Genomic DNA, 26,136 nt, shown 5'->3' on the forward strand with positions numbered 1-26,136 from the left:
AAACAACACCCGTCACGATACTCATTGAGCCACGCCACTGGTGACGATCCATCGCACCAGAAAGACCAGGCCCACAACAAACAACACAGCCGCCAACACCCCAGCCACGATCACATGGACCGGGTTGATCTTGGCCACGTCCTGCGCATAGTCGCTTGACTTGCGCACCCCGAAGAACGACCACGCGACCGCCTTGAGCGTCTGGACAAAAGAGCCCTTGCGCTGGGAGGCTTCGTGTTCATCAGTCATCACAAACCGTCATACCGAACCCTTGGGCGCCATCGGCACCTTGCCCCCCACTTCAAAGAAGGTGTAGGACAAGGTGATGGTCGACACATCCTTGGGCAATTTAGGATCGATCACGAACACGACGGGCCAGCGCTTGCTTTCACCCGGCTTGAGCGTGTGCTCGCTGAAGCAGAAACACTCCAGCTTGTTGAAATGGTTGGTGGCCTGCTTGGGCGCATAACTGGGAATGGCCTGCGCAGACATCGTGCGGTCCTGCCGATTGCGGAACTCGTACATCACGGTGGTGACCTCGCCCGGGTGCACCCGCACGGACCGGACCTCGGACTTGAAGTCCCAGGGGCCACGCGCATTGGCATCGAACTCGACCGTGATGGAGCGGCTCAGGTCCACCTGTGTATTGACCTTGCTTGAAGCCAATGCACCGGGCGACTGCTGCTCGGCCAGGGACAGCACATTGATACCCAAGGCCGCACAGATGTGCTTGTAGAGCGGCACCATGGCATAGCCAAAGCCAAACATCAGGCCCACGATCACCACCAGCTTGCCCACCATGTCCAGGTTGGCCTTGCGCAACCAGTTGCGCTTGCGGCCTGCCTCCTGGTCACGACGAGGGTCTTCGGTGCTCACGGTGGGTCAACCTGGCTGAGTCAATGGTGAGAGAACATCACGATCTTCGCGACGAACCCGACGAAGAAAGTCACGGCCACGGAAGCCAGGATGAGCGCCAGCCTCAGGTTGCGCTGGCGGCTTTGCTCATTCAGTCGGGTGCTCATCACGCAGGTCCTTTCAAGCTCAACCGATCACGCGCGTGGCGCTCTCATCCAGCTTGGGCGGGTTCTCGAAAGTATGGAACGGTGCGGGCGAAGGCACTTCCCACTCCAGGCCTTCTGCACCATCCCAGGGCTTGGCCGGTGCAGGCTGCCCCTTGCCGCGCATGGCCGGGATCATCACCACGAAGATGAAGAAGACCTGCGCAAAGCCGAAGAAGAAGGCACCGACAGATGCCACCGCGTTGAAGTCGGCGAACTGCATGGGGTAGTCGGCATAACGACGTGGCATGCCGGCCAGCCCCAGGAAGTGCATGGGGAAGAAGGTCACGTTGAACGCGATCAGCGACCACCAGAAGTGCAGCTTGCCCTTCCACTCGGGGACCATCACGCCCGTCCACTTCGGTGCCCAGTAATAGAAGCCGGCGAACAGCGCAAACAAGGAGCCGGCCACCAGCACGTAGTGGAAGTGCGCCACGACGTAGTAGGTGTCCTGGATCTGGATGTCGATGGGCGCGACCGAACAGATCAGCCCCGTGAAGCCACCCATCGTGAACACGAAGATGAAGCCCACGGCCCACAACATGGGGCTCTCGAAGCTCATGGAGCCACGCCACATCGTGGCCACCCAGTTGAAGACCTTCACACCCGTGGGCACGGAGATCAGCATGGTGGCGTACATGAAGAACAGCTGGCCCGTCACCGGCATGCCGGTGGCGAACATGTGGTGGGCCCACACGATGAAGCTCAAAATGGCGATGGAGGCCGTGGCGTACACCATCGAGGTGTAGCCGAACAGCTTCTTGCGGGCGAAGGCCGGCACGATCTGGCTGATGATGCCAAAAGCCGGCAAGATCATGATGTAGACCTCGGGGTGGCCGAAGAACCAGAAGATGTGCTGGTACATCACCGGGTCACCGCCACCAGCGGGGTTGAAGAAGCTGGTGCCGAAATGGCGATCCGTCAGCGTCATCGTGATGGCGCCGGCCAGCACGGGCATCACGGCAATCAGCAGGTAAGCGGTGATCAGCCAAGTCCAGGCGAACATCGGCATCTTCATCAGCGTCATGCCGGGGGCGCGCATGTTGAGGATGGTCACGATGATGTTGATCGAGCCCATGATCGAGCTGGCACCCATGATGTGCATGGCGAAGATGCCCGCGTCCATCGAGGGGCCCATCTGCAGGGTCAGTGGCGCGTACAGCGTCCAGCCGGCAGCGGGCGCGCCGCCTGGCAGGAAGAAAGAGCCCACCAGCAACAGCGAAGCCGGGATCAACAACCAGAAGCTGAAGTTGTTCATCCGGGCAAAAGCCATGTCGGATGCACCGATCTGCAGCGGGATCATCCAGTTGGCCATGCCCACGAAGGCCGGCATGATCGCGCCGAACACCATGATGATGCCGTGCATGGTGGTGAACTGGTTGAACAGTTCGGGGTTCATGATCTGCAGCCCGGGCTTGAACAACTCGGCACGGATGCCCAGCGCCAGCACGCCACCGATCATCAGCATGGTCAAGGCAAACAGCAGGTACAGGGTCCCGATGTCCTTGTGGTTGGTTGCATAGACCCAGCGCCGCCAGCCATGTGGATGGCCGTGGTCATCATGGCCATGGGCGTCATGGTGGCCGTGGCCGCCGTGGTCAAGAACTGTGCTGCTCATGAAATATCCTTTCCTGATCCCGTTGAGGTCACGCCCGCATCACTTGCGTGCGGCCAGCACTTCGGACGGCTGCACCGTCTGGCCGGTCTTGTTGGACCAGTGGTTTTTCGTGAAGGTGATCACCGCGGCAATCTCGGTATCGGACAACTGCTTCCAGGAAGGCATGATGTTGTTCTGACCATTGAGCAGCACGTGAATCTGGACGGCCTTGTCTTCGCTCAGCACCTTGGGTGAACCATCCAGCGGCTTGATGGCACCGCCACCCTTGCCATTGGGCTGGTGGCAGGCCGCGCAGTTGGCGGCATAGACCTTCTCGCCGCGGGCCAGCAGGTCAGCCTGCGTCCAGACCTTGTTGGGGTCATCGGCCTTGGCGGCCATTTCCTTCTGGCGATCGGCCACCCACTTGCTGTAATCCTCGGCGCTCAGCACCTTCACATGGATGGGCATGTAGGCGTGCTCCTTGCCGCAGAGCTCGGCGCACTGACCATAGAAGTCACCGGTCTTTTCAGCGCGGAACCAGGTGTCGCGCACGAAGCCAGGAATCGCATCCTGCTTGATGCCGAAAGCCGGCACCATGAAGGAGTGGATCACGTCGTTGGCCGTGGTGATGATGCGCACCTTCTTGTCGACCGGCACCACCAGCGGGTTGTCGACCTTGAGCAGGTAGTTGTCACCCTGAGGCGAGCCGGCATCCGACAAGGCGCGCTGAGAGGCATCCAGCGTCGAGACGAACTGCACCCCCTCGCCTTCACCCTTGATGTAGTCGTAGCCCCACTTCCACTGGTAGCCCGTGGCCTTGATGGTGAGGTCCGCATTCGTGGTGTCCTTCATGGCGACCACGACCTTGGTCGCAGGCAGGGCCATGCCGATCACGATCAGGAAGGGGATCACCGTCCAGATGATTTCCACGGTCGTGGACTCATGGAAATCAGCCGGCTTGTGCCCCTTGGACTTGCGGTGAGCATAGATCGAATAGAACATGACCCCGAACACCGCGACAAAAATCACGCTGCAGATGTAGAGCATGAAGTTGTGCAGCCACTGCTGCTCGGCGGCGATCTTGGTGACCGGCGTTGGCAGGTCGAACTGCCGCACGGCAGGCCCACCTGGCAGGTCATTGACCGCCCAACTTGCCTGGGTCATCAACCCCAGCAAGGCCAGCGAGGCCGCTTGCCCCATGGAGGTCACTCGGGACTTGAGTCCGCCCAGGGACGACATCCGACTCACTCTGCACCCAGGATCTTTGATCATGTCTTGGCTCGTCAAGGATTGAACGCGGTCATTAACGCAGGGCATGTGAAAGACCTGGCGCCTGACCGGGCGCCAGCCTGCCCGTCTGTCGCACAGGCAAACCCCGGAGGACTGCTCCGGATGATTGGTTGAGCACGGATTGACGCAGTGCACCATCCAAAATTCTCAAACCATTCTAGCCACCCACTTGAGGTGTCTCAATACGCAATCAGGCCCAATGTGCTATGAATAACCCGCAGTTCTCGCAACAATCGACGCGTGGCGATACAACGACGCCACAACCCTCATCAGGGCTTGTCCTGCTTGCGGACCATGCGTTTCATGTCGTCCAGCGACACGCGGGCTTCGGGCGCCACCTTGATGCGCGGCATGGGCTTGATCGCATGGCCGTAGACCAGTTCCACCGTGAGCCCCAGGCGGCCATCTGGCCGTGCCAGCCGGCTGACCAACTCGTCTTGCAGGCGCGCCTGCCAGCGCGGCGTGCGCAGGCCGGGCTCCCGCCCATGTGCCACGTTGCCGCCCCAGGTTCTCAATTCATCCAGCATGGCCTCGGGCGTGGCCCAGGTCAGCGTCAGCCGCTCCATGTCCATCACCGGGTCGGCAAAGCCGGCCTTGACGAGCTCATCGCCCAGGTCATGCATGTCGACAAAATCAATGGTGGGCAGCGCCCAACCCAGGGCTTGATAAACCGCACGCAGCTCTCGCGCCGTATCGGGCCCCAGGCCTGAGCACATCAGAAAGCCGTCGACCGACAGGTGCCGATGCCATTGCGCCATCAGCGCGGGCAGGCTGGGGTGGGCGTGCAGGCACATATTGGCCCACAGCATCTGCGCGCCATCGGGCAAGAGCCCGGCCGACAGCAGCGCCTCGCTCGACCAGGCTTGCTGCACATCGCGGCGCCACAGCGTCTTCCAGGAGCGCGTGGCGCCCCGCTCCAGCTCGGACCGGCTGCGCTGCAGCAGCCCCTCGGCCGGCTCGACCACCCAGCGCTGCGCCTGGGGGTAACGCGCCTGCACCAGTTCGGCACCGGCCCCCAGAAAGGCCGACCAGTCGATCCAGTTGGCCGGCTCCAGCTTGATGGGTGTCAGCTTGTCCGCCAGCCGGCGGGCGGCCTCCAGGTGCAGCCAGGGCGCTTGCGCCAGTGCGGCCATGCGCCGGGCTTGCCGCTGCAGGGCCACATCGCTGGGCGAACAAGGCGGCACAGAAGGGGTATCCAAAGGGGGCAACTGAATGGGGGACATGAAACGCGACAAACAGCCCCAATCGGGGCGATGTTGCCCAAAGGGGTCATCAGTATATTGACTGGATGCTTTCCGCCTTGACCACAAGGGCATCCAGTGCCTTGACCCGACTGCCGCGCGGCCTGGGCCGCCTCGGTCAATGCCAACTGTGCCGAAGCTGGCAAAGCCAGCCCATCTGCGCAGCCTGCCTCACCGCCTGGCGGCACCCGAGCCGCCGCTGCCTGCGTTGCGCGATCGACCTGCCCCACGACCACCCGGACACCGTCTGCCAGGCATGCGAGGACCAGTCACCGGAATTTGATCGGGCCATCGTTGCCGTGGATTACAGCGGGCCATGGCCTGGCTTGCTGACCCGGCTGAAGTTTCAAGGTGCCACCGCGCTGGCCAAACCCCTGGCGCAACTGCTGGCCGAGGCAGTTTGCGCTCGGCGTGGCGCCACAAGCCTGATCGTCCCGATCCCGCTCTCGAAGCAGCGCTTGCGTGAACGAGGCTACAACCAGTCTTGGCTACTGGCCAAACAAGTGGGGCGGCGCCTGGACATTCCTGCACGCGTGGACGTACTGGAACGCTCGCGCCATACCCAGCGCCTGATGAACCTGTCCGCCGAGGAGCGGCTGAGGCAGATCAGGGATGCATTTCATGTGTCGCCCCGTGCGCTCGCCACACTGGCAGGCCAGGACGTTGCCATGGTGGACGACGTCATGACCACTGGCGCCACGCTCAACGCCTGCGCGCTCGCCCTGCTGGAAGCTGGTGCGCGCAGTGTGTCGGCCTGGGTGGTCGCGCGAACGCCGGCGCCCACCAACGTCAGATCAAGCTAGGCGGATACCGCCCTGCCCGTGTTGACTTTCCAAGCAGACATTCTTAGGGTTGGAAGCAGGCGCCATCAGGTGCCACAAATCATTCAACCAGGAGCCATGGCCATGCGCGCGTACAGCTACTGGGTCGCAGTTGCGGCCATCGCAACGGTATATGCAGCCGATACCCAAGCTGCAAGCTACCACTACAACTTCGAGGCCATCGCCAGTGGCGATCTCAACGGTCCGGTGAGCGGATCATTCAGTGTGGACCTCAATCAGATCGCACTGTCACAGACGATCACCAGAGCCGATGGCGCCATCCAGCTTTACCAGAAGGAAGAAGCAGAGCTCTACTATGGTGAATGGGGCCTGATCGACTGGCGGCTGGCTGGCGACATGCGCCGAGGGGGCGCCATCGGCGCACCGGCGGGTGCCACCATCATCCGAACCCTGTTACCCAACGGCGGCAGTACCCTGACACTGGACACGTCGGCCGTGTTCTCGCACGGGTCCATGGGTACGCAAAGTTTCATCCTGACCTACAGCAGCCCAGATGACGCGCTCTTCACCCACCCCGAAAGCCTGCCTCCGCTGGAGCAGTTCAAGTCAGCCACAGGCTCATATGAGTACTTCTACGCGGCGTCCTACAGCAACCCGCTCGAGGGCCGGAAATTCACCTTCACCGTGACGACCACCACAGTACCTGAACCCGCCGTGGTGAGCATGGCCCTGGCCGGTCTGCTGGTACTGGGTGCAAAAAAGCGCTGACAAGCGCTGAATCAAACACCTGGGCAGGAAACAAGACAAGCCCATTGAACGCCAGGCATCACGGCCCATAATCAGGCGCAAACAGACTTTCGCCTGGCAGCCCATGAACAAGAGCAAAGAACCCAGCCCGCAAGAGCGCAGCATGTTGGTGACCATGTTCAACCATCGCCAATATGCCGAAGCCGAAGCGCTGGCCCGCGATCAAACTCGCCAGTACCCCAAACATCCTCTTGCCTGGAAGGTGCTGGGGGCCTCGCTGCAGAAACTGGGCCGCGTCGCCGATGCCCTGCCCGCCATGCAGAAGGCGGCGGTGCTCATGCCCAAAGACCACGAGGCCTTCAACAACCTCGGCGTCACGCTGAAAGACCTGGGCAAGACCGAGCAAGCCATCCATTGTTATCGCCAGGCCCTGGCCTTGAAGCCCGACTACGCCGATGCACACGGCAATCTGGGCGCCGCACTGCGTGAACAAGGCAAGCTGGGCGAAGCGCTGGCCTGCTACAGGCGCAAGCTGGCCCTGGCCCCTCATGATGATGAAACCAGGCACCATGTGGATGCCCTGTCGGGCGTGACCACGACGGGCGCCCCCAGCAAGTACATCGAGGGCGTCTTCGACAACTACGCAGCCAAGTTCGACCAGCACCTCACGCAAGCGCTGAGCTACAACGTGCCGCAACGCATGGCCGAGCAGATTCGACAGCACCGCAAGCCGACCGCCCCCAAGCCGCGGGTGCTGGATCTGGGCTGCGGCACCGGGCTGGTCGGCGAGGCCCTCAAGGACATGGATGCCGAACTCATCGGCGTGGACCTGTCTGGCGGCATGCTGCAACAGGCGCGCGCCCGGGGCATCTACCAGGAGCTGGTGCAATCCGATCTGGTGCCCATGATGCAATCGCAAGCCGATGCCAGTTTTGACGTCGTGACCTCTGCAGATGTGTTCATTTACGTGGGCCAGATCGACGAGGTCGTGCAGGAAACCAAGCGGCTGCTGAAACCGGGCGGCTTGTTCGCCTTGTCTGTGGAGTCATTCGAGCCTGGTCCGCAAGACAAGCTGGGCTTCAAGCTGGAAACATCAGGGCGCTATTCACACGCGGACAGCTACCTGGCGGCACTGGCCACCCGTCACGGCTTCGAGGTGCTGGACACCCAGCCCGTGGCCATCCGGGTGGAAAAAGGGCAATCCATCATGGGACGGATTGCCCTCTGGCGCGCGTGAATCAGTGCGCGTGATCTCGCTGGAGCAACTCGATCCCGATGGTGCGCGCTGCCTTGCGTGCCGTCTCGGGCGTGGGGTGGATGCCGTCACCGATGTGCACGAAGTCCTTCCAGATGTCCAGCACGACGGCACCGGGCACCTCTGAGCGCACACGGCTGCTGGTCACGGTTCGCAGGGTGTTGTAGTCGGCCTCGCTGATGACCCAGGCCAGGCCATAGAGGCTTCTGAACAGCGGCAGATCGAGCTGCTTGTAGCGGGGCATCACATCAAAGATCGGCGTCAGCCCTGCGGCCCTGGCCTGGTTCCCCACGGCGATCAGACGATCGGCCACCTGGTTCATCTGCGCAGCGGTGCAGGGCTGAGTCGTGGATTGCGGAACCCCGAATGCGTCGGCATGCAGGCAGTCATTGGGCGTCAGGATGACCACGTATCTGGCGTTGTAGGTATTGAAGCTAGGGGGCACGGCCACGCGCGCCAGCGCCTTCTGCAACTGGGTGGCGTAGCTGTCCCAGGTGGCTGGGCCACAGGTGCTGGCACCGGGGGCACAAGCAGAACGCGCAAACGTCGTGCCGCCGGCCTGCCCCTCGTTGATGACATAGCCAGGCAACAAAGGGCTTCTGGTGAGGGCCTGCCCGACGCTCAAGTAGCTGCCCAAACCAACCGACACACCACCCAAGGGCGCGATGCCGTTATTGAAGGGCGTTTTACCCTCCGCGTAGGAAGCGCCAATGATCAGCAGAGGCAAGCGAGAAGGATCGGTGGGTGCGGTATCTGCCAACGCTGGCTGCAAGGCCAGAGCAGTGAAAGCGAGACCCATCCATTTCGTCATACGCATGGCAAATCCTCTATCTCTGTGGTGAATGACAGCCGCCCGCCCTCGCCCTGCAGGGTATTCGAGCCTGAGCGACCCGCATGGCGGGAGCACCGCCACCCCCATTTAGCGACCTGACAGACACGACACTTAAATGCTTTGCGCAAAGATTTGCCCTGCCCGTGCAATCTGCGCCGGAACGGGCACGAACGTTCGTACCCATCCCCCTTGATCAGGTGAGATCAGCTGCGCACTACCCGGATCGGGTGTTCCGCAATGCCCTTCAGTTCAATAGCATTCGGGGCTTGAAGCAGTAAGGACTCCCATGCAGAAACTCTCGGGCAAGACCGCCTTGATCACGGGCGGCAACAGCGGCATTGGCCTGGCAACAGCCAAACTCTTTGTGGAACAAGGCGCCCGCGTGGCCATCACCGGCCGCAACGCAAAAGCCCTGGAAGAAGCTGCTCGCACCTTAGGCGACGACGTGTTGCCCCTGCGATGCGATGCCAGCAAGGTGGGCGAGATTGAAGACGCCATGGCCACCCTGAAGGCACGCTGGGGAACACTGGATGTGCTGGTGGTCAATGCGGCGATTGCGGGGCCCGCGCCCTTTGAACATGTCAGCGAAGCACATTTCGACGAACTCGCTGCGGTGAACTTCAAAGGCGTGTTTTTCACCATTCAGAAGGCCTTGCCGCTTCTGTCCTCCAAGGCCAGTGTGATCGTGACGACCTCGATCTCCAATCAGATGGGCTCCCCCAACTTCAGCGTGTATGCGGCATGCAAGGCCGCATTGCGCTCGCTGGTGCAAACACTGGCGCTAGAGTTGATTGAGCGCGGCACACGCGTCAATGCGATCAGCCCCGGCCCGATCACGACACCCATGTGGGGCAAGTTCGGCATGCCCGACGAGGCCACGCAGGCAGTGAAGGACGAAGTGCAACGCAAATCGCCCATCAAGCGTTTTGGTGCTTCTGAAGAGGTGGCGCAGGTCGCCTTGTTCCTGGCCAGCGAAGACTCGTCTTACGTGGTGGGACAAGAACTCGTTGTGGACGGGGGCATGAGCCTGCTGTAAGCCCACGGGGCACAAGTGGGCCCCACCACTCACAGCCTGTAGATCGCCTGCAGATAGAACGAACGCCGCGCCAGCGGCAGATCGTTGGGAATGGAAATACTGGCTGTGGCAGGCGCAGGCTCGCGCGCGTCGGCATTGAACAGGTTGCGGATCGAACCCGCGAATTCCCAGCCCTTGCGGCCGCTGTTGGTACGCAAGCTGAGGTCCACTGTGGTGTAGTCGGCAATGTCGGGGCGCGTATCACCAACGGCACGCTTGCGGTCGGCCACGAAATTGACCTGGCCGCCCAACAGCAAACCGCCTGTCACGCTCCAGTCCACACGACCAAAGACATGGTGATGCGGCGCAAAGCCCGCATCCTGATCGCTGGTTTCGTCAATGGAGCGCTGCCAGGCATAGTGTCCTTGCAGCCGCAAGGTGCGGCTGGCCTTCCAGATGGACTCCAGCTCAAAGCCGTGGCCATGCTGCGCCCCGGTGTTGCTCCACACCTGATCAGAGATACGGATGATGTCCTTCATCCGGTAGCGAAACAGACTCAGGTTCACGTCGGTATCAGGCCGGGCCTGCCACGCGAATGCGGCTTCCCAGGTATTGATCGTCTCCGGCTTCAGATCGGGATTGCCCCGCACCACGGGGTTGTTGATGCTGTAGAGCTCGGTAAAAGCCGGCGCCCGGAACGCGCGACCATACAGGAGCTTGGCCGTCCAGTCCAGGCTGGCATCCCACACGAGGGCTGCGCGGGGATTGGTGGTGTTCCCAAAATCAGAGTAGTGATCACGGCGCAGCCCACCGGTCAGCGTCCAGTCTCTGGCCACGCGCCATTCGTCTTGCGCATACAGGTAGTCAACGGTCCGGCGATGGGGAGTCAGGAAGGACTGGTCAACGGGAAACTCCTGAACTTGCGATCCAGATGGGAGTGGAACCGGGCCCAGGTTGCTCAACGTGAAGTTCTTGAACTCCTGCGTCCGGTACAGATCCAGATCATCATGCCCCAGCCCCAGGCGCACGTTGTGATCCTTGAACCCGGTATAGGTGCTCACCGCCGAGAGCCGCCATTGCTGCTCCCAGGTATTGGGGGCGCCGAGCATGCCATCTGGGAAGCTTCCACCAAAGGCCCCCGGAGGGAACAGTTGCAGCGGCTCCGGGAATTGCTGCGTGTAATACAGATAGCTGGCGGTCAGGCTGAGATCCCAGTCTCTGCTCAACTCGATCCCACTCCAGGACAGGTCAGCATTGATACGCTCGCTTTTCGCCCGGCCCACCGGGTCCAGTGCGGCAGCGATACCGACGCCCGTTTCGGCCCTGTCTCGCAATTTATAGCCCGCACGCAGGCGCCACTTCTGATAACTCAGATCAAGGCTGCCGTCCAAGGCATCGTAGCCGGTGTTGACTGGCCCCGGTGCCAGACTGGCGGGGGGCACGCTGAACTGACTCAGTGCGCGATCCACGGCCGTCTGCGTATCAGCATCGACCGCTTCCCTGAAGCCATCGGTATGCCCTACCCGCAGATAGGCAGCCACATCCAATGGACCGAGCTTGCCACCATGCTGGGTCCAGGCGTTCATGGTGTTGAAGGAGCCGGTTCTCGCACCAAACTCGGTGCCCGGTGTGTCGGCTGCGGTTTTGGTGATGATGTTGATGACACCGGAGTAGGCGTCAGCCCCATACAGCGCCGATCCGGGGCCGCGGATCACTTCGATGCGAGCAATGTTCTCAAGAGGTAAACCAAACCAGGCATTGCCCCGGTTGCCAATGAACATGGTGGTCATCGGCACGCCGTTTTGCAGCATCAGCGTCTGGGGGTTGTAGTCGCTGTAGATACCGCGAATGACATACAAGGGGCTATATGCCTGGACACTGCGTGCAACATGGATGCCCGGCACCGTCTCCAGCACCTCATCCAGGTCGGTCGCCCCCATGGCTGCGATGTCTTCTGCGGTGATGACGGTGGCCACAGCTGGTGCACGGCGCAAAGGCTGCTGGTTGCCCGTCGCGATGCTGACGGTGGCCTTGTCGCCAAAAGCCAGGGACAGCTCTTCTTCTTCGCTGGTGGCTTGCGCGTACGCACCCGACGCCAGCAGCGCCATCATGCAAGCGACGGCTCGCGCAACTGGACGACTCACCGCTGGGCGACTCATCGCAGGACGATTCACAGCAACCCGACTACCGGAAACGAAACAACTCATTATTCGATTCCTGTTTTTTGCACCGCGCCGATTGTGTGGCTTCCATAGGAATTTGGGAAGTGTGATTCCACCAACAGATGCCTGCTCGCTACACCTTCTGATCTGGCGGGGCGTCCTGCAACCAGCTCAGCGACAGGCAACGCCCGAGATGCCCCAGCAAAACGGCGTTCTCAAACGGCTTGGACATGAACAGGGTGGCCCCGGCCTCCACGGCCTGGTCCCGATGGGCATGTGATGCATTGGCCGACAAGGCGATGATCGGCAGCGCCTTGCCCATGTCATGTGTGCGAATACGCCGGGTGGCCTCCAGGCCATCCATCACTGGCATGGCCAGATCCATCAGCACCAGATCCGGCCAGCTCTCCTGAATCTTGTCCAGCGCATCTTGCCCATGGATGGCTTCCTGCGTGTCAAAACCCAGAGACTGCAAGAGCTCGCTGAGCATCTCCCGATTGGCGGCCACATCGTCCACGATCAGCACGCGTTTGCGCGCGCCTTCATACCCCAGCACATGGCTTGCTGGCGGGGCCAAGCGCTCGGCGCGCTCTGCCAGGGGCAAGGACAGCTCGAACCAGAACAGGCTGCCCGTCCCCACGTCACTTTGCAGGTAGAGCTCGGAGCCCATCAAGCGAACCAGTTGCCGACTGATGGCCAGCCCAAGCCCCGTGCCGGCCGCACGGCTGCGCGAATCCCCCGCCTGCTCGAAAGGCTCGAAGACACGCTGCTGGTCTTCAGGGCGAATGCCCACGCCGGAGTCCTGGACCTCGAAACGAATGCGAACCTGATGCCTGGCCAGGTCTTGCCCCACCAGCTTCATGTTCAGGCTGACGATGCCGGACTGGGTGAACTTCACGGCATTGCTCAACAGATTAAGCAGTACCTGCCTCAAGCGTTTTTCATCCACCAACAGGGCAGGCGGCAGGTGCTCGTCGCACTCCGCCAGAAAGGTCAGTTGCTTTTCAGCGGCCTTGATGCGGATGATGTCGTCCAGCATCGAGGCCAGCGCACGTGGATCAACGGGCGAGAGCCTCAACTCGGTCTTGCCCGCTTCAATCTGGGACAGATCCAGGATGTCGACAATCAACATCAGCAGATGCTCGCCACTGCCATGGATGGTGTTGAGGCAGTTCAGTTGACGATCGGTGAGCGTGCGGTCCATCTTGAGGATCTGCGCGTAGCCCATGATGGCGTTCAAGGGTGTGCGCAACTCGTGGCTCATGCGCGCCAGGAAGTCACTCTTGGCCTGGCTGGCCACCTCGGCCCGCTCTTTGGCCTGCTGCAACTCGGTGGTGCGCTCGCGCACCAGCTCTTCCAGGTGATCCTTGTGACGCCCCAGCTCTTCACCACGCTCCTGGAGCGCGGCGATCATGCGGTTGAAGGCCAGCGACATGGCCTGGATGTCCCGGGGGCCCTCCACGGTCGTGCGGACCTGCACCTCGCCTTGTTCGGCACGCGACATCGCGGCCGACAGCTTGTCCAGCGGGCGCGTCAAGCGCGCACTCAGCAGACGGATCGCAACCAGGAACACCGCAGCGAAGAAAAACGACGACAGGATGTTGACCAGGAAGATGTTGGCCACCATGCGGCCCAGTGTTGCCTTGCTCAGCACCACCACCGCATACCCGAGGAACTCGTCGGTGGGCGGCACCACATCAAAAGGCGTCGCGGAACGCACCGTCCACACGGGGGCCACAAAGCGCCAGGCCTCTTCTGTTTCGCTTTCAAGATAGGACTCGCGCGAGGAAGGCGGCACCTGCGCAGACTGGTCACTCTGGCCCGCGGTGGCAATGCCTTTGGCGAGCAGCACGCCACCATTGGGTTTGCGCACTTCAACACGCAAGACATCAGGGAAGGCCAGCGTGGCCGCCACCGCGTCATTGGCGTTCTCCGGGGAGCCGGACAGCAGCGCCAGCTGGCTCTGGCTGGCCAGGCTTGATGCAATGCGCAGGCTTTGCTGAATCAGGTTCTCGCGCACCTGCTGGCTACCCTGCCAGGCACTGCCCACGGAGGAGAACAAGGCCAGACAGAACACACCGAGCGCCATGGTGATGCCAAGCTGCTGCTGAAAGGTCATGCCTTTCAATATGCGTTCGAGTTGCCGTCTGGGGAGCGAGGTTTGTGCACCTGTCATCTCATTGCTCCGGTAATGCCAAATGGATGCGCTGTTGTGAGATGCGCAGATCAACGCCTAGGTGCTCGGCGGTCCGCGTATTGACGGCTGTCAACACCTGCTTGAGCGCTTGAATACCGCGACTGGGTGCGCTGCTGCTCTGTTGAGCACTCAACGCCGCCCCTGCCAGGAAACGCCCTAACTCTGCATTGTCAGGATAAAGCGAGAACAACACGCCCCGCCTGACATGAACGACGTTGCTGGAAAACACGACCAGGTTCTGTCCCCAGGCTTCCCGCAACACCAGCGGCAAGACGGCGGACTCGTCCACGGTCGTGGAATCCTGGGGTAACCACAGCGCATCACGCCGTGGGTTCACCGAGCCCAGCACGTCCTGGTACCGGCGCACGGCGGACTTCAGGTCCTCAGCCTCCAGTGCCAGCAACTCCAGGCCCTGCGCCTTGGCCGCTTCACGCGCCAGACGGATCAGCCAGTCGTTCTGTCTGGGGTCGTACACCACGATGACGCGTTTGGTCCCTGGCACAAACGAACGCAGCCGGTTGAACAACAAGGCCGGATCGGGCGCCAGGCTCTGCACCAACATCCCCTGGGATTCGGATTCGGGCACAGACAGCACACCACCTGCCACCACATTGATCTGGCGATCCAGGCTGCTGGCGACCTTCAGGCCGCTGCGCCCCAGTGCAATCACCGAGCGGATGTCGCGACGCCGCAACTCGTCGGACAAGGCGGGAGGATTGGCCCCCATGGCCACAGGGAAGCTGGCGATCTTGCCGCGCGTGCGATCCTCGATGCCCTCGATGATCGTGGCAAAAACGCTGCGATAAGGCTCCCCGATATCAGGGTAGATCACGGCGATGCTGGATCGGCCGGGCTCGTCATCGGCGGCGACGGCAGAGCCGGCGTACAAGAGAAACCCCAGTACTGCCACGACCAGCCATCTTGCTGCCGACTGCCATTCACGCCACGCTGAGAACAAAAAACTCCCCATGTGCTGACCGGCCACCTGACTGCCGGGTCTCCCATTCTGTACTGCCGCACCCCACATTCTGAGGGGCATGAGGGACTTTGCGCTATTCGTGTTGCGCCGTGTGCGCAATGCTCCGCATCAGCCCCTTGATCAAGGGCCCGCGACAAGGGGGATGACGATCTGCCCTGCCACAGGCATGCTTGCGCCAACCTTAATTGTTTCAAGATGTGACTTAAGGGTTTTGTTGTAACAAGGATCAGGCATCGTGAAGTCCGCCGCAGTTGTCCCGCTGGCCACCCCACCCGTTACGGTTGGCGCAGCATCCCTCATCGTTTCATATCTGGAGGCCATCGGCGTCGATGTCGTCTTCGGCGTCCCGGGTGGCGCCATCGAGCCGCTCTATAACGCCATGGCCGTCAGCATGCGGCGCGGCGGCCTGCGCCCCGTGGTGGCGAGGCACGAAGCGGGCGCGGCCTTCATGGCCGACGGTTATGCCCGTGAGACCGGCAAGATCGGTGTGTGCGTGGCCACCTCGGGGCCCGGCGCCACCAACCTGATCACCGGTGTGGCCTGCGCTTATGACAACAAGGTGCCCATGCTGGTCATCACAGGCCAGCCCTCTTTGCCGGTCTTCGGCAAAGGGGCCTTGCAGGAGTCGGCCTGCACCGGCATCAACACGGTGGGCATGTTCGGCCACTGCACCCGCTACAACACGCTGGTGTCGCACGTGGATCAACTGGAGACCAAGCTGGTCCAGGCCTTGATGCGCGCCTCCCAGCCCCCGCATGGGCCCGTGCACCTGTCGATCCCGCTGGATCTGCTGCGCAGTGACGTCGAACAACGCTTGTCGCCACAGTCTCTGCAGACCCTGTTGCGCAAGCCCTCACTGGTTGACGAGGACATGGTGCGCTCGCTGTTCACCTCACTGCAGGAAGCACGCAAGGTGGCGCTCATCATTGGTGGCGACTGCGGCGAGGCCATCGACGCCATCACCCATTTCGCCGAGATGACGAACTCCCACTTCGTCACCACGCCAGATGCCAAAGGCCTGATCAACCCCCACCACGTGCTGTACCGCGGCGTGTTCGGCTTTGCAGGCCACAGCAGCGCCCAGGATGCTTTGAACGACAACGTGGACCTGATCCTGGCCATTGGCACCAGCCTGGGCGAGTGGACCAGCGGCGCCTGGAGCCAGAGCGTGCTCAACGGCAAGCTGATCCACATTGACGCCATGGACGAGCACCTGCGCCATTCGCCCATGGCCCGCCAGCATGTGCGTGGCCGCATCCGCACGGTGTTCGAGCGCCTGCTGGACATGATGCACATCGAGCAGGAGTCCCTGGGCATGCCTTGGTCGCCCACCGACTTCAAGCACGCCAAACAAAATGCCGTGACGCTGCGCGAGCCCGAGAAGATCCACAGCGATGCCACGCCGATCAAGCCGCAACGCCTGATGGTGGAGCTGTCCAAGCGCTTGCCGCCCACGACACGCTTCCTGGCCGATGCGGGCAATGCCACGGCCTGGGCCATTCACTATCTGGAGTCGCGCAACAACCGCAGGCTGGGCCTGGTGCCGCCCTATGGGGGTTCACAGGATCTCGCCGCCAACCGGGCCTGGCATGGCGAGCGCCGGCACGACCACGCAGGCTGGCTGCGCGTGCTAATGGACTTCGCCCCCATGGGCTGGGCCATCGGCGCCGCCGTGGGTGTGGCGCGCGGCAAGCCGGACTGCCCGGTGGTGTGCCTCACTGGCGATGGCAGCTATCTGATGAATGGGCAAGAGATCACGGTGGCCGCACAAGAGGGCCTCACGGTGATCTTCGTGATCCTCAACGACAGCGCGTTGGGCATGGTCAAACATGGGCAGCGCCTGGCGGGTGCCGAGCGCATCGCCTTTGAGTTGCCCACGGTGAACTACGCGATGATGGCCGAGGCCATGGGCGTGCCAGGCCACGTCATCGAAAGCCCGGAGGATTTCAACAAGCTGGACATGGCCCAGATCCTGAAGCGCAACGGCCCCACCCTGCTGGACATCCGCATCGATGGTGAAGAAGTGCCGCCCATGAGCCTGCGCATGCAGACACTGGAAGGCTCGGCATGAGCGGCTCGCCTTTGCACACGCGCATCTGGCGCGAAGAAGCCGAGCCAGACAACGCCTTTGCGACGCGCACGGCCCGCTGCCATGGTTATGACGTCTATGGCCAGATGCTGGGGCAGGCGCGCTGGGCCGACATGGTCTGGCTGCTGTTCAAAGGTGAAGCCCCGACCAGGGCAGAAGCCACGATGCTGGACGCGCTGGCCGTGGCGCTGGCCAACCCCGGGCCACGCGACCCCATGGTTCATGCAGCCATGTGTGGCGGTGTGGGCGGCTCGCCGGCCGCCGCCAGCCTGATGGCAGCACTGGCCGTGGGTGCCGGGCAAAGCGGTGGTGCGCGGGATGTCTACCTGTGTTTGCGCCATTGGGCGCAATGCAGCGACACGGCTGAATCCACCTGGGCCCAGGCCCTCACACAAACAGGCCAGCCCACCTGGCTCGCCCCGGACGATGCCGGCTGGCCCGCCATAGAACACCCGGCTGGTTTTGACCCGCATGGTGTGCGCACGGCCACCATCGTCCAGCAGACATTGGCCACGCTGGCCAGCATGAGCCCCGGCCCCCGCCTGCCCTGGATGGTGACGCAACGCGAGGCGCTGGAACAAGCTGCCGGCCTGCCTTTGGCCATGACAGGCGTGGCAGCGGCCGCACTGGCCGATCTGGGCTTCAATGCCCAACAAGGCGAGATGCTGTTTCTGCTGCTGAGATTGCCCGGTGCTGCCGCACACGCGCTGGAGCAGGCGGACTATGGCTTCAAACGCTTCCCCTACCCCCAGGTCGACCTGCTGGACGACCCATTGAACAAGCACCAGGAGGCCACGGCATGAGCGGCCCTCAAACCCTGGCCGAACACGCCGGCGTGCTGCGCACGAAGATGGGCGCGGCCTTCCCTGGCAACCGTGCCGTGTTCCGTGGCCATGACCTGCACCGCGAGCTCAAGGACCTGGACTGGCTCTCGCTGTGCGCCTTCGGCATCTTCGGCCGGCATGTGCCACGCGAGCAGATCCAACTGATGAGTTCGGCCTGGGTGTACAGCAGCTACCCTGATGCCCGCCTGTGGAACAACCGCGTTGCGGCCCTGGCCGGCAGCACGCGCAGCACGCCCAACCTGGCCATCAGCGCCGCGCAGGCGATATCAGAAGCCACGATCTTTGGCCGTGGCAACGAGTTCCGCGCGCTGGACTTCTTCCTCAAGACCCAGCAGGCACTGGATGCGGGCGCCTCGCTGCCGGACTATCTGGAAAACTTCTTGCGCAGCGGTGGCCGACTGGCCGGTTATGGCCGCCCCATCTCGACCAGTGACGAGCGCATGCCGCTGACATTGGGGCTGGCAGAAAAGCTGGGCCTGACCAATGGCCCATACCTGAAACTGGCCTTCGACATCGACCGCTATTTCGAGTCCACCGGCCGGCCCTTGCGCATGAACCTGAGCTCGCTCCTGTCGGCCTTTGCGGCGGACTTTGGCTGGACGACCAGGGAGTTCAACATGCAGCTGTTCTGCGCTTTCCTGGCCGGCATGTACCCGTGCTATCTGGAGGCCGCAGACAAGCCGCCCGGGGCAACCTTCCCGACGCCTTGCGTGGACGTGGTGTACGAGGGCGCACCAGCAAGGGATTGGCCCGCACGCTGAGCCCGGGCCAAAGCGATCACATGCGATAGACGGCCTGCAGGAAGAAGGTACGCTTGGGCAAGGGCAGGTCGTTGGCGATCGAGACGCTGGCCGCGACAGGCTCGCGTGCATCGGCATTGAAGACGTTGCGCACGCCGCCCGACAACTCCCAACCCTTCGTGCCAACGCTGGAGCGCACATTCAGATCCACCGTGGTGTAGTCAGGGACCTGCGGCCGGGTATCGCCTGCTGCACGCCTGCGGTCTGCCACGTAGTTGACCTGCGCGCCCAACGCCCAGGCCCCGAAGGCCTGCCAGTCCACGCGACCAAAAACATGCTGATGCGGCGCAAAGCCTGCATCTGCATGCGTGGCCTCGTCCGTGGAGCGCTGCAGCGCGCAATTGCCTTGAACACGCAGCGTACGCGCCACCTGCCAGGCCACATCGAGCTCCAAACCCTGCCCGATTTGCGCGCCCGTGTTGCTCCACGCCTGATTGAGCACTCGGATGATGTCCTTCATCGTGTAGTGAAACAAGCTGAGGTTCACATCGGTATCCGGTCTGGCCTGCCAGGCAAAGGCAAGCTCCCACGTACTGATGGTTTCGGGCTTCAGGTCGGGGTTGCCTCGGGTGACCGGGTTGTTGATGCTGTAGAGCTCCGTAAAGGATGGCGCGCGAAACGCGCGGCCATACAGCAACTTGGCGGTCAGATCCGCACTCGCGTCCCACACCAGTGCGGCACGCGGATTGAGCGTGTTGCCGAAATCCGAGTAATGATCCTGTCGCACGCCGCCTGTCAAAGCCCAGTCTTGCGCCACACGCCACTCATCCTGCACGTAGACATAGTCCACGATGCGGCGGTGCGGAGTCAGGAATGACTCGGCTTGCGGCACCTCCACGGGCGTTTGATCAAGAAATGGGACGGGCACCGCATCCTGCCCCAGGATCTGAATCGAAAAATTCTTGATTTCCTGCGTCCGGTACAGATCCAGGTCATCGTGCCCCATGCCGATGCGCACTGTATGTTTGTCAAACCCTCGGTACGCGGCCACCACGGACAGCCTGGCTTGATCCTCCCAGGTGTTGGGCGCACCAAACATGCCGTTGGTGAACCCGAGCGCGCCGGGCGGCAGCAACTGGAAAGGCGTGAAGTACTCTTGCGTGTAGAACAGGTAGCTGCCCGTCACGCCGACATCCCAGTCAGGCAGCACATCGGTGCCGTTCCAGGACAAGTCAGACGTGATGCGCTCACTCTTGCCTCGGCCGACAGGGTCCAGCGCCCCCAGCACACCCGGCCCGGCCTGTGTGTTGTTGCGCAGCTTGTAGCCGGACCGCCAACGCCATTGCCCGTAACTCAAATCGAGGCTGCCATCGACTGCGTCGTAGCCCATGTGCACAGGTCCGGGCGCCAGACTGGCATGGGTTGAAGTCACACGGTCAATCACCGTCTGCTTGTCCGACTCGATCTCGTTGTTGAAGCCGTCCGTGTGCCCGACGGCAAGGTAGCCGGCCACGTCCACCGCACCGAGCTTGCCCCCGTGCTGGGCCCAGGCGCTTCGGGTATGAAAGGTCCCGCCGCGCACCCCGAATTCGGTTCCCTGAATGTCGGCTGGTGTCTTGGTGATGATGTTGATCACCCCCGAATAGGCATCCGCCCCATACAAAGCCGAGCCAGGGCCGCGGATGATCTCGATGCGCGCGATGTTGTCGACAGGCAAGCCATACCAGGCGTTACCGCGATTGCCCACGAACAAGGTCGTCATGGGCACACCGTTTTGCAACATCAAGGTTTGCGGGTTGTATTGGCTGTTGACGCCCCGGATCAGATACAAGGGGCTGTAGCCCTGCTCGCTGCGGCTGACGTGGATGCCTGGTACGGATTCAAGCACCTCGTCCAGGTCCTTGGCACCCATGGCGGCGATATCCTCGGCCGTGATGACCGTTGCGACCGCAGGTGCGCGCCTCAAGGGCTGCTGGCTCCCCGTTGCGATGCTGATGGTTGGCTTGTCACCATATGACAAGGCCAGATCGGCTTCATCCACTGTGGCCTGAGCATGTGCAACGGGCTGCATCAGCAAGGCCAGCACGCCCACGGCCACACGGGTCAAAGCAAGGAAAGACCGCCCTTGCAAATCGGGAACGCTACTGCCAAACATTCGGTTCCAGCACTTTTACAACGGGGAGATTGTGTGTGGCCGCAGGCAATTTTGGAAGTCGGGTTCACCTGAGAGACGCAAGGCCGCGACAAAGCAAAAAAAGCCCCTTGCTTGCGCAAGAGGCTTTTGTCTGGTGGGCGGTGCAGGGTTCGAACCTGCGACCCCTGCCGTGTGAAAGCAAAAAATCGGTCTTTCAGATCAACGACTTAGAGAAAAACTCCAAGAACGACAATCACTTAGCGTACTTCAGTGTACTTGTTTGTCCTTCGATATCCAAGTGTCAGTGTCCCAAAATTGTCCCAGCGGCGAGGGGTGTGCGCACGAGCAAAGACGGCTCAGGTCGGCGACCACACGGCCTTCACTCCCGGCCTCCGACCACGCCACGTCCACACGTCCGCGACCTCCACGCGATAGCGTCCTTCCTCTGGGCTGCTTCCGTGAACAACCAAGGCTCCATCGTCGATGTCGATGCGCTGGACGGCAAAGGTGCGGGACGGGAACACGTAGACGAACTTGCCCAACATCTTGCTGTGCAACGGCTTGAATCCCTTGTCCAGCAAGGTCACGAAGGTCAACTCTTCATAGGGACAGTCGCAGTCCGTGAAAATCAGATAGCCACTTTCCGTTTCGTACTGATCGACCAGGCTGACACCTTCCAGCTTGTACGGTGTCCGAACACCATCGACCAAGAGCGGGGCATGGGTGGCTTCAGGATCCTGCGCCAGGGCTTCCATGTCGAGGGCGAACCGGCTGATCTTCTTCATTGCTGCAGCCCCTCAGCCATCGCAGGCTGATGCATCACCGAAGAGGGGCGCGCCGCACTGAACCGGCACACCATCATCTCCCGAGCGTCGCCCAGCTCGGTTTGTCGGGCATGCCGAGGCGGATCCACTCTTCGTACTGCAACAACAAATTGAAGTGGATGGCCCCGCCAATGACGACCACTGTGGCCAGAGTCACTGCGCATGCCAGCAGCCGAAGACGACTTTGGGAAAGGGCTGCAGCGATGACCGAGAAGCCCGCAGCTCCTATGAACAACGATGGCTCGAAGCCAATGTGGTTGTCCGGCACCCAGAAGGCGCGGTACAACACCCACACCGTCATCATGACGGGTGGGATCAGCAACAGAACTGCAATGGTTTTCTTCACGGGTTGAACACTTTCTCGGGCATGGCACTTCCGTCGCCCAGGATGTCATTCTTTTTTCGACGAAAGGCCCACAGGTACACCGCCTTCGATGATGGCGATGCTTCTTCGTATTGGTACTTTGACGTTGAGAAGTACGAGTACCCCATCTGACCGGATGTCTTCACCCCTTGAGCTTTGGCCATGACTTCCGCCACGGCCCATGAGCGGCGCTCACCGACCATGCCAGTGTTGCAACCACGAAGGTCGAGCTTGGCGCTCGGTGCCCACGGCAACTTCGTCAGCGCATGCATCTCGTCCTTTTTCAGCGTGGCGTCGGCACCCGGTGCCATGGGGGCGAACTCGAATCCGCTGTTCTCACCGGTTGGCTTGCTGGCATGGAGAAACAGGAGCCCACGAGCAACCTCCAAACCTTGCGATCTGGCTTCCATGGCGATCTCGGCCCAAACACGCTTGAAGTCCTCTTCATGCCGAACCTCTTTCAAGATCACCACGTCTCGCGCCGGATCCCATGACGATGTGGCCTTCAGCTCTTGCACCTCTGTTTCAAGGGCGCGCTTGAAGGCATGGTCCTTGACCTGGTAGTAAATCCCAAAGGTCAGTCGCTTCTTGGGCACTGGAACCCGAACTGGCGTCTTGTCCGACTTGTGGGTCAGTGTTGCGGTCAGAGTGGTCATGTCACGCCACCAGTTCAATCTTGACGTCTGCAGGCTCATGCCACGACACACGCTGGGTCAAGCCCTCCGTATCGGACACACCTTCCGTCGTTCCACCTGGCCAGGTGATTCGATACTTCTGGCCCTTAATCGGTGAGCCTGAAGCTTCGTCGACCAAGTAAAACTGCTGGTCAAAGTCATGATCTTGACCACCTGACGTAGCCTGCATTGCGGATGCAGGCTGAGGCGCGAGGGGCGCATGATGACCACCTGGCGATGCACTTGCGGCGCGGCCTTCACTAATACCTGAGACCACCTGGCTGGAGATCAAGGTAGCCCCGCAGGCGCATTTGTCACCATGCCGCGCCACAGGAGAGCCATCAACGATCATCGTCGGATCACCAGTGACGATGACCGTGGTGCCATGCCCTTTCTTCGGGCAGGTGACCTGATCACCTACACGAGCCAAGCGTTTGCCATGCGTGTCGGTGGTCATGGTCGACCCAACCACAACGCCACCATGATCAGTGCGATCTCCGAGGACGATGAAAGGCCTCACTTCAAACTCCCATTTATCTTTGGGCAGGAATGTAGCAGCGGGAAAAGCTCTGGCTGAATTCGGAAGCATCTTCGGAAGTAACAGCAGGTGTCTACTCAACTGCGACGCAATTGCTAAGGTTATCCACAACCTAGAAATGAAGATCCATCGAGACCTGTGTCATCGGCGATGGCAACGTATGTCATCGACGACACATGACTGTTCAGGCGTGTGTCATGGGTGACACACCATTAAAAACAGAATTTCTAAAAAAAGAGGGTGGACAACCGACCACCGAGCTTTGCACCACTTTTAAGCATTTGCTAGGCACCGCATGTCTTGAAGGTGGGAAAGCTAAGGGCCCCGCAGTGCCATCTTGATGGGCCTGGCACCACCGCCGACATGCGTGGAGCGTCGACAAGCACCGAATCACTTGTCAAGAAAAACAGGAGCGGAAATGCTGACTGGTTTTTTTTGATTTTTGCCCTTTGCCATCCCACGATGTCGATCCATGTACACATGTATACAGCGGGCACCCAAGATGACGCAGAAGGATTTTTTAACTGTCGATGAAATCGCCGAATTGCTGCGCGTGTCTGCCAGCTCGGTTCGCAATAGACTCAGCAGAGGCGACCCGACATTGCCACCATCCTTAAGGGTGGGCGGTCGTCGCTTGTTTCCGGTCTCTGGCTATGAGCGATGGATCAAAAACATGGTTGATCCCCAGACGCATAATCAAGTGACCATGCAACTGTCCACGCCTGACATTCTGCAACGTAGAGGTCGCCCTCGCCAGACAAGTGGAGGCTTGGCATGACTTCGATAAAAGATATTGATCAAGAGGCCGACAGCAACGTTGCGTCACAAATTAGCTTCTACGCGAATATTGACACCCCGCCAGACCTCCCACTAGAGATCAGAACGACATGGTCGCGCATTATGGACGAGCGAGTCCAAAGGGGCGACATCAAGCTCATCACGACAAATGGTCTTGCTGTGTTCGTGGTCATCAATAGTTACGTTAGCCTAAACACTGGGATTGCAACAGTTTCGCAAGACAGATTGGCAAAGCTGAGTGGCTTGAGCAGATCCTCCGTTGTGAGAGCACTCAACCTACTCACCACACATGGATGGATCGCGGATCCTGATCAAAATAGTAATTTCAAGCCACGCACTCGACGATACATTGTTCTCGAACGATTACTTGTGCGTTCCGCTCATTCAGGCGAGGTTGTCGGCCAAGTTGTTTGGCAAAACGTACCACGGTTACAGAAGGTCATGGACAACTCGCTAAAAAGCTTTTGTCAGTCGGGCGACCTACCAATCACTATCAAATACAGCCGGCACCTACGAGTCACAGAGCAAGAGGAAACCTACGAAGTGGCATTCCGACACAGAGCCGGCCCTTCACTGTGAGATTTGATTATCTCGGCTGCCACGTAATATTTGTACCCCTTCGCTTTTCGGTGAACTGGCGGGGGTCAAGGGCGGGCAAAGCCCGGCAACGCGAACCCTTGACGCCCGACTGTTCTCCGATACGCTGCCGTCGGGGTGGGCCCATTTGGCCCACCCCGAGCCAGGCCGGCGGAGAGGCCCCCCGCCTTGGGGCGGGGATGGGGGTGGGGTGGTTACCGTTTGCGTTCCGCCGCGTCAGTCACGTAATCCGTGTCTGCTTTCGCAATGATTGAAATTTCATCATAACTCCCCCCGAATTCCTTCACCAGTGATTGGTACGTATTGCGCAACTCAAGAAGTTGCCTGAGAAAGTGCTTAACACCAACCCCTTCCTCCAATGACTCCGCATTGGATAGCAAAATTTCGATGAATTTTCTCTCATCCCCCCAAATCACGCGTGAAATGATGAAAACCCAATTCAGATCCTGCGCTCCATAAACTGTGTACGGGTCGCGCTCATCAATACTCATCCGCGCTCGGCAATGTGCCGCAGCAGTGCCAACATCAAGGACGAGAATGGGCCACCATGGCTGCGCCTCTGCTTCCGGCTCAAATATCAAACTCAGAAGAAATCGAAAAAGTCCGGATTCATTCTGAGATGCGTAGCTGGCTCGCGCCCCATCCGAAACCTCAAATGAATAGGCGTTGATTAAGCCACTTTCAGCCCTTACCCTACTCAGATCATCTGAGTAACGATAGGAAGGCTCAGCAAGCTTCTTTCCAAGCTTTTGCAATTGCCAATCCATCGACAAAGGGCCACTCTGCGGACAATGATCAATTGCCCAAAAGGTTGACCATATAGTTTGAGCTGAAGCAACCCCATCTTCAATTCGCTTACGCTTTCGATGGAGCCATTTCTCATCCCCGAATTCACGGCTAAGAGTATATACGGCACCCAAATGTCGCTGCATTGGATTGCCGATGTGCTCGAACTTGAACCAGCGTGAAATGCCAGGCACTGCTTGATCAGCCTTCTCCAAGCTTTTACCTCGAATTTTCTGAGATCCATTCCACCAACTCATAAATGTTGTTTCAGTCGTGATCGGCGATGCAGGGTGAGCAGTCAACTCACGGGCTTTGCGAATGTCAAAATCGTTCGGTAATGCCCCCATCAACGCCAGGGAAAGTTCACTACAGAACATTCGCGACTGGATGCGTTCGATTCTTTCGAGCAATTTCGTTGTTTTGTCTATTTTCATCTCCGTCCTTTTCGACCATTTCGCAGGATTTGTGGTGTGCCTCCACGAACCTTTGATGCCAATGCGCATCTGACCGGAGGAATGATACGAAAGCACCTACCGTATAAATTGCGATGGTTGAACACCCGCGCCCAGCCTCCTCCTTGTGCATCTTGAAG

The 26,136-nt window shown here is 60.7% G+C and carries 24 protein-coding genes and 1 pseudogene; 9 read left to right on the forward strand and 16 right to left on the reverse strand.

Going from position 1 to position 26,136, the window contains the following annotated elements:
• Nucleotides 1-21: 21 nt before the first annotated feature.
• The 6 genes from HY019_RS03005 to HY019_RS03030 form a co-directional block, all read right to left on the reverse strand.
• On the reverse strand, nucleotides 22-249 hold the full coding sequence (locus HY019_RS03005; RefSeq protein WP_290688241.1) for a DUF2970 domain-containing protein: 228 nt from the start codon (nucleotides 247-249) through the stop codon (nucleotides 22-24).
• Nucleotides 250-258: 9 nt separating this feature from the next.
• Nucleotides 259-822 (reverse strand): cytochrome c oxidase assembly protein, encoded by a 564-nt coding sequence (locus HY019_RS03010; RefSeq protein WP_290689142.1) that lies wholly within the window; start codon nucleotides 820-822, stop codon nucleotides 259-261.
• Between the two features lie 74 nt (nucleotides 823-896).
• Nucleotides 897-1,022 (reverse strand): cytochrome oxidase small assembly protein, encoded by a 126-nt coding sequence (locus HY019_RS03015; protein WP_290688243.1) that lies wholly within the window; start codon nucleotides 1,020-1,022, stop codon nucleotides 897-899.
• A 19-nt stretch (nucleotides 1,023-1,041) separates the two neighbouring features.
• The gene (gene ctaD, locus HY019_RS03020) at nucleotides 1,042-2,676 is read right to left on the reverse strand and encodes a cytochrome c oxidase subunit I (RefSeq protein ID WP_290688245.1); all 1,635 of its coding nucleotides are present in this window, start codon (nucleotides 2,674-2,676) and stop codon (nucleotides 1,042-1,044) included.
• A 39-nt stretch (nucleotides 2,677-2,715) separates the two neighbouring features.
• Nucleotides 2,716-3,855: a cytochrome c oxidase subunit II gene (gene coxB, locus HY019_RS03025; RefSeq protein WP_290689144.1), complete on the reverse strand. Its 1,140-nt coding sequence runs from the start codon at nucleotides 3,853-3,855 to the stop codon at nucleotides 2,716-2,718.
• Nucleotides 3,856-4,214: 359 nt separating this feature from the next.
• Nucleotides 4,215-5,144: a biotin synthase gene (locus tag HY019_RS03030; protein ID WP_290688247.1), complete on the reverse strand. Its 930-nt coding sequence runs from the start codon at nucleotides 5,142-5,144 to the stop codon at nucleotides 4,215-4,217.
• Nucleotides 5,145-5,245: 101 nt separating this feature from the next.
• Between HY019_RS03030 and HY019_RS03035 the strand changes: the two genes are divergently transcribed.
• The 3 genes from HY019_RS03035 (at nucleotide 5,246) to HY019_RS03045 (ending at nucleotide 7,952) form a co-directional block, all read left to right on the forward strand.
• Nucleotides 5,246-5,989: a ComF family protein gene (locus tag HY019_RS03035; protein ID WP_290688249.1), complete on the forward strand. Its 744-nt coding sequence runs from the start codon at nucleotides 5,246-5,248 to the stop codon at nucleotides 5,987-5,989.
• 102 nt (nucleotides 5,990-6,091) lie between these two features.
• Nucleotides 6,092-6,736, forward strand: a complete 645-nt coding sequence (locus HY019_RS03040; RefSeq protein ID WP_290688251.1) for a hypothetical protein — start codon at nucleotides 6,092-6,094, stop codon at nucleotides 6,734-6,736.
• Between the two features lie 103 nt (nucleotides 6,737-6,839).
• The gene (locus HY019_RS03045; protein WP_290688252.1) at nucleotides 6,840-7,952 is read left to right on the forward strand and encodes a methyltransferase domain-containing protein; all 1,113 of its coding nucleotides are present in this window, start codon (nucleotides 6,840-6,842) and stop codon (nucleotides 7,950-7,952) included.
• Nucleotide 7,953: 1 nt separating this feature from the next.
• Here HY019_RS03045 and HY019_RS03050 read toward each other — a convergent pair whose 3' ends face one another.
• Nucleotides 7,954-8,787 (reverse strand): hypothetical protein, encoded by an 834-nt coding sequence (locus tag HY019_RS03050; protein ID WP_290688253.1) that lies wholly within the window; start codon nucleotides 8,785-8,787, stop codon nucleotides 7,954-7,956.
• 301 nt (nucleotides 8,788-9,088) lie between these two features.
• On the opposite strand from HY019_RS03050, the gene HY019_RS03055 reads away from it, so the two are divergent.
• Nucleotides 9,089-9,838: an SDR family oxidoreductase gene (locus tag HY019_RS03055; protein WP_290688254.1), complete on the forward strand. Its 750-nt coding sequence runs from the start codon at nucleotides 9,089-9,091 to the stop codon at nucleotides 9,836-9,838.
• Nucleotides 9,839-9,867: 29 nt separating this feature from the next.
• On the opposite strand, the gene HY019_RS03060 is transcribed toward HY019_RS03055, so the two are convergent.
• The 3 genes from HY019_RS03060 to HY019_RS03070 all read right to left on the reverse strand — a co-directional run bounded on the left by HY019_RS03060 (nucleotide 9,868) and on the right by HY019_RS03070 (nucleotide 15,086).
• The gene (locus tag HY019_RS03060; RefSeq protein ID WP_363302173.1) at nucleotides 9,868-11,976 is read right to left on the reverse strand and encodes a TonB-dependent receptor; all 2,109 of its coding nucleotides are present in this window, start codon (nucleotides 11,974-11,976) and stop codon (nucleotides 9,868-9,870) included.
• Nucleotides 11,977-12,112: 136 nt separating this feature from the next.
• Nucleotides 12,113-14,098: a response regulator gene (locus tag HY019_RS03065; protein ID WP_290688255.1), complete on the reverse strand. Its 1,986-nt coding sequence runs from the start codon at nucleotides 14,096-14,098 to the stop codon at nucleotides 12,113-12,115.
• A 58-nt stretch (nucleotides 14,099-14,156) separates the two neighbouring features.
• Nucleotides 14,157-15,086 (reverse strand): hypothetical protein, encoded by a 930-nt coding sequence (locus HY019_RS03070; protein WP_290688257.1) that lies wholly within the window; start codon nucleotides 15,084-15,086, stop codon nucleotides 14,157-14,159.
• 304 nt (nucleotides 15,087-15,390) lie between these two features.
• On the opposite strand from HY019_RS03070, the gene HY019_RS03075 reads away from it, so the two are divergent.
• From HY019_RS03075 to HY019_RS03085, 3 genes are read left to right on the forward strand one after another with little or no spacing between them, the layout of a single operon-like run.
• Nucleotides 15,391-17,226 (forward strand): thiamine pyrophosphate-binding protein, encoded by a 1,836-nt coding sequence (locus HY019_RS03075; protein ID WP_290688258.1) that lies wholly within the window; start codon nucleotides 15,391-15,393, stop codon nucleotides 17,224-17,226.
• Nucleotides 17,223-18,047 carry a citryl-CoA lyase gene (locus tag HY019_RS03080; protein WP_290688259.1) on the forward strand — a complete coding sequence of 275 codons (825 nt, stop codon included), beginning with the start codon at nucleotides 17,223-17,225 and terminating at the stop codon, nucleotides 18,045-18,047. The genes HY019_RS03075 and HY019_RS03080 overlap by 4 nt, the downstream gene beginning before the upstream one ends.
• A complete protein-coding gene (locus HY019_RS03085) occupies nucleotides 18,044-18,850 on the forward strand; it encodes a citrate/2-methylcitrate synthase (RefSeq protein ID WP_290688260.1) in 807 nt (268 codons plus the stop codon). Before HY019_RS03080 ends, HY019_RS03085 begins: the two co-directional genes overlap by 4 nt.
• A 16-nt stretch (nucleotides 18,851-18,866) precedes the next feature.
• On the opposite strand, the gene HY019_RS03090 is transcribed toward HY019_RS03085, so the two are convergent.
• From HY019_RS03090 to HY019_RS03110, 5 genes and pseudogenes are all read right to left on the reverse strand, one after another.
• Complete coding sequence (locus tag HY019_RS03090) at nucleotides 18,867-20,984, reverse strand: TonB-dependent receptor (protein ID WP_290688261.1); 2,118 nt, start codon at nucleotides 20,982-20,984, stop codon at nucleotides 18,867-18,869.
• A gap of 335 nt (nucleotides 20,985-21,319) precedes the next feature.
• Nucleotides 21,320-21,748 (reverse strand): hypothetical protein, encoded by a 429-nt coding sequence (locus HY019_RS03095; protein WP_290688263.1) that lies wholly within the window; start codon nucleotides 21,746-21,748, stop codon nucleotides 21,320-21,322.
• A 73-nt stretch (nucleotides 21,749-21,821) separates the two neighbouring features.
• On the reverse strand, nucleotides 21,822-22,133 hold the full coding sequence (locus tag HY019_RS03100) for a hypothetical protein (RefSeq protein ID WP_290688264.1): 312 nt from the start codon (nucleotides 22,131-22,133) through the stop codon (nucleotides 21,822-21,824).
• On the reverse strand, nucleotides 22,130-22,807 hold the full coding sequence (locus tag HY019_RS03105) for a hypothetical protein (RefSeq protein ID WP_290688265.1): 678 nt from the start codon (nucleotides 22,805-22,807) through the stop codon (nucleotides 22,130-22,132). Before HY019_RS03105 ends, HY019_RS03100 begins: the two co-directional genes overlap by 4 nt.
• Before the next feature lie 283 nt (nucleotides 22,808-23,090).
• Nucleotides 23,091-23,345 (reverse strand): annotated as a pseudogene (locus HY019_RS03110) (PAAR domain-containing protein); the annotation flags it as partial.
• 520 nt (nucleotides 23,346-23,865) lie between these two features.
• On the opposite strand from HY019_RS03110, the gene HY019_RS21510 reads away from it, so the two are divergent.
• Nucleotides 23,866-24,141: a helix-turn-helix domain-containing protein gene (locus HY019_RS21510; protein WP_363302178.1), complete on the forward strand. Its 276-nt coding sequence runs from the start codon at nucleotides 23,866-23,868 to the stop codon at nucleotides 24,139-24,141.
• A gap of 122 nt (nucleotides 24,142-24,263) precedes the next feature.
• Nucleotides 24,264-24,740, forward strand: coding sequence for a helix-turn-helix domain-containing protein (locus HY019_RS21515; protein WP_363302362.1), 477 nt, complete (start codon nucleotides 24,264-24,266; stop codon nucleotides 24,738-24,740).
• Between the two features lie 212 nt (nucleotides 24,741-24,952).
• Here the strand turns inward: HY019_RS21515 and HY019_RS03115 are convergent, their stop codons facing one another.
• On the reverse strand, nucleotides 24,953-25,978 hold the full coding sequence (locus tag HY019_RS03115; RefSeq protein WP_290688266.1) for a hypothetical protein: 1,026 nt from the start codon (nucleotides 25,976-25,978) through the stop codon (nucleotides 24,953-24,955).
• Nucleotides 25,979-26,136: the final 158 nt, after the last annotated feature.

This window comes from Aquabacterium sp., from assembly GCF_016195855.1.
In the GTDB taxonomy this organism is placed as follows: Bacteria; Pseudomonadota; Gammaproteobacteria; order Burkholderiales; family Burkholderiaceae_C; genus Aquabacterium.

Bases quoted from the DNA above. Each gene is read 5' to 3' on its own strand.
- HY019_RS03090 (WP_290688261.1), bottom strand. From the start codon at position 20,984: ATGTTTGGCAGTAGCGTTCCCGATTTGCAAGGGCGGTCTTTCCTTGCT.
- HY019_RS21515 (WP_363302362.1), top strand. From the start codon at position 24,264: ATGGACGAGCGAGTCCAAAGGGGCGACATCAAGCTCATCACGACAAAT.
- HY019_RS03085 (WP_290688260.1), top strand. From the start codon at position 18,044: ATGAGCGGCCCTCAAACCCTGGCCGAACACGCCGGCGTGCTGCGCACG.
- HY019_RS03055 (WP_290688254.1), top strand. From the start codon at position 9,089: ATGCAGAAACTCTCGGGCAAGACCGCCTTGATCACGGGCGGCAACAGC.
- ctaD (WP_290688245.1), bottom strand. From the start codon at position 2,676: ATGAGCAGCACAGTTCTTGACCACGGCGGCCACGGCCACCATGACGCC.
- HY019_RS03080 (WP_290688259.1), top strand. From the start codon at position 17,223: ATGAGCGGCTCGCCTTTGCACACGCGCATCTGGCGCGAAGAAGCCGAG.
- HY019_RS03065 (WP_290688255.1), bottom strand. From the start codon at position 14,098: ATGACCTTTCAGCAGCAGCTTGGCATCACCATGGCGCTCGGTGTGTTC.
- HY019_RS03040 (WP_290688251.1), top strand. From the start codon at position 6,092: ATGCGCGCGTACAGCTACTGGGTCGCAGTTGCGGCCATCGCAACGGTA.
- HY019_RS21510 (WP_363302178.1), top strand. From the start codon at position 23,866: ATGACGCAGAAGGATTTTTTAACTGTCGATGAAATCGCCGAATTGCTG.
- HY019_RS03045 (WP_290688252.1), top strand. From the start codon at position 6,840: ATGAACAAGAGCAAAGAACCCAGCCCGCAAGAGCGCAGCATGTTGGTG.
- HY019_RS03050 (WP_290688253.1), bottom strand. From the start codon at position 8,787: ATGCGTATGACGAAATGGATGGGTCTCGCTTTCACTGCTCTGGCCTTG.
- HY019_RS03115 (WP_290688266.1), bottom strand. From the start codon at position 25,978: ATGAAAATAGACAAAACAACGAAATTGCTCGAAAGAATCGAACGCATC.
- HY019_RS03015 (WP_290688243.1), bottom strand. From the start codon at position 1,022: ATGAGCACCCGACTGAATGAGCAAAGCCGCCAGCGCAACCTGAGGCTG.
- coxB (WP_290689144.1), bottom strand. From the start codon at position 3,855: ATGGGGCAAGCGGCCTCGCTGGCCTTGCTGGGGTTGATGACCCAGGCA.
- HY019_RS03095 (WP_290688263.1), bottom strand. From the start codon at position 21,748: ATGAAGAAGATCAGCCGGTTCGCCCTCGACATGGAAGCCCTGGCGCAG.
- HY019_RS03060 (WP_363302173.1), bottom strand. From the start codon at position 11,976: ATGAGTCGCCCAGCGGTGAGTCGTCCAGTTGCGCGAGCCGTCGCTTGC.
- HY019_RS03105 (WP_290688265.1), bottom strand. From the start codon at position 22,807: ATGACCACTCTGACCGCAACACTGACCCACAAGTCGGACAAGACGCCA.
- HY019_RS03005 (WP_290688241.1), bottom strand. From the start codon at position 249: ATGACTGATGAACACGAAGCCTCCCAGCGCAAGGGCTCTTTTGTCCAG.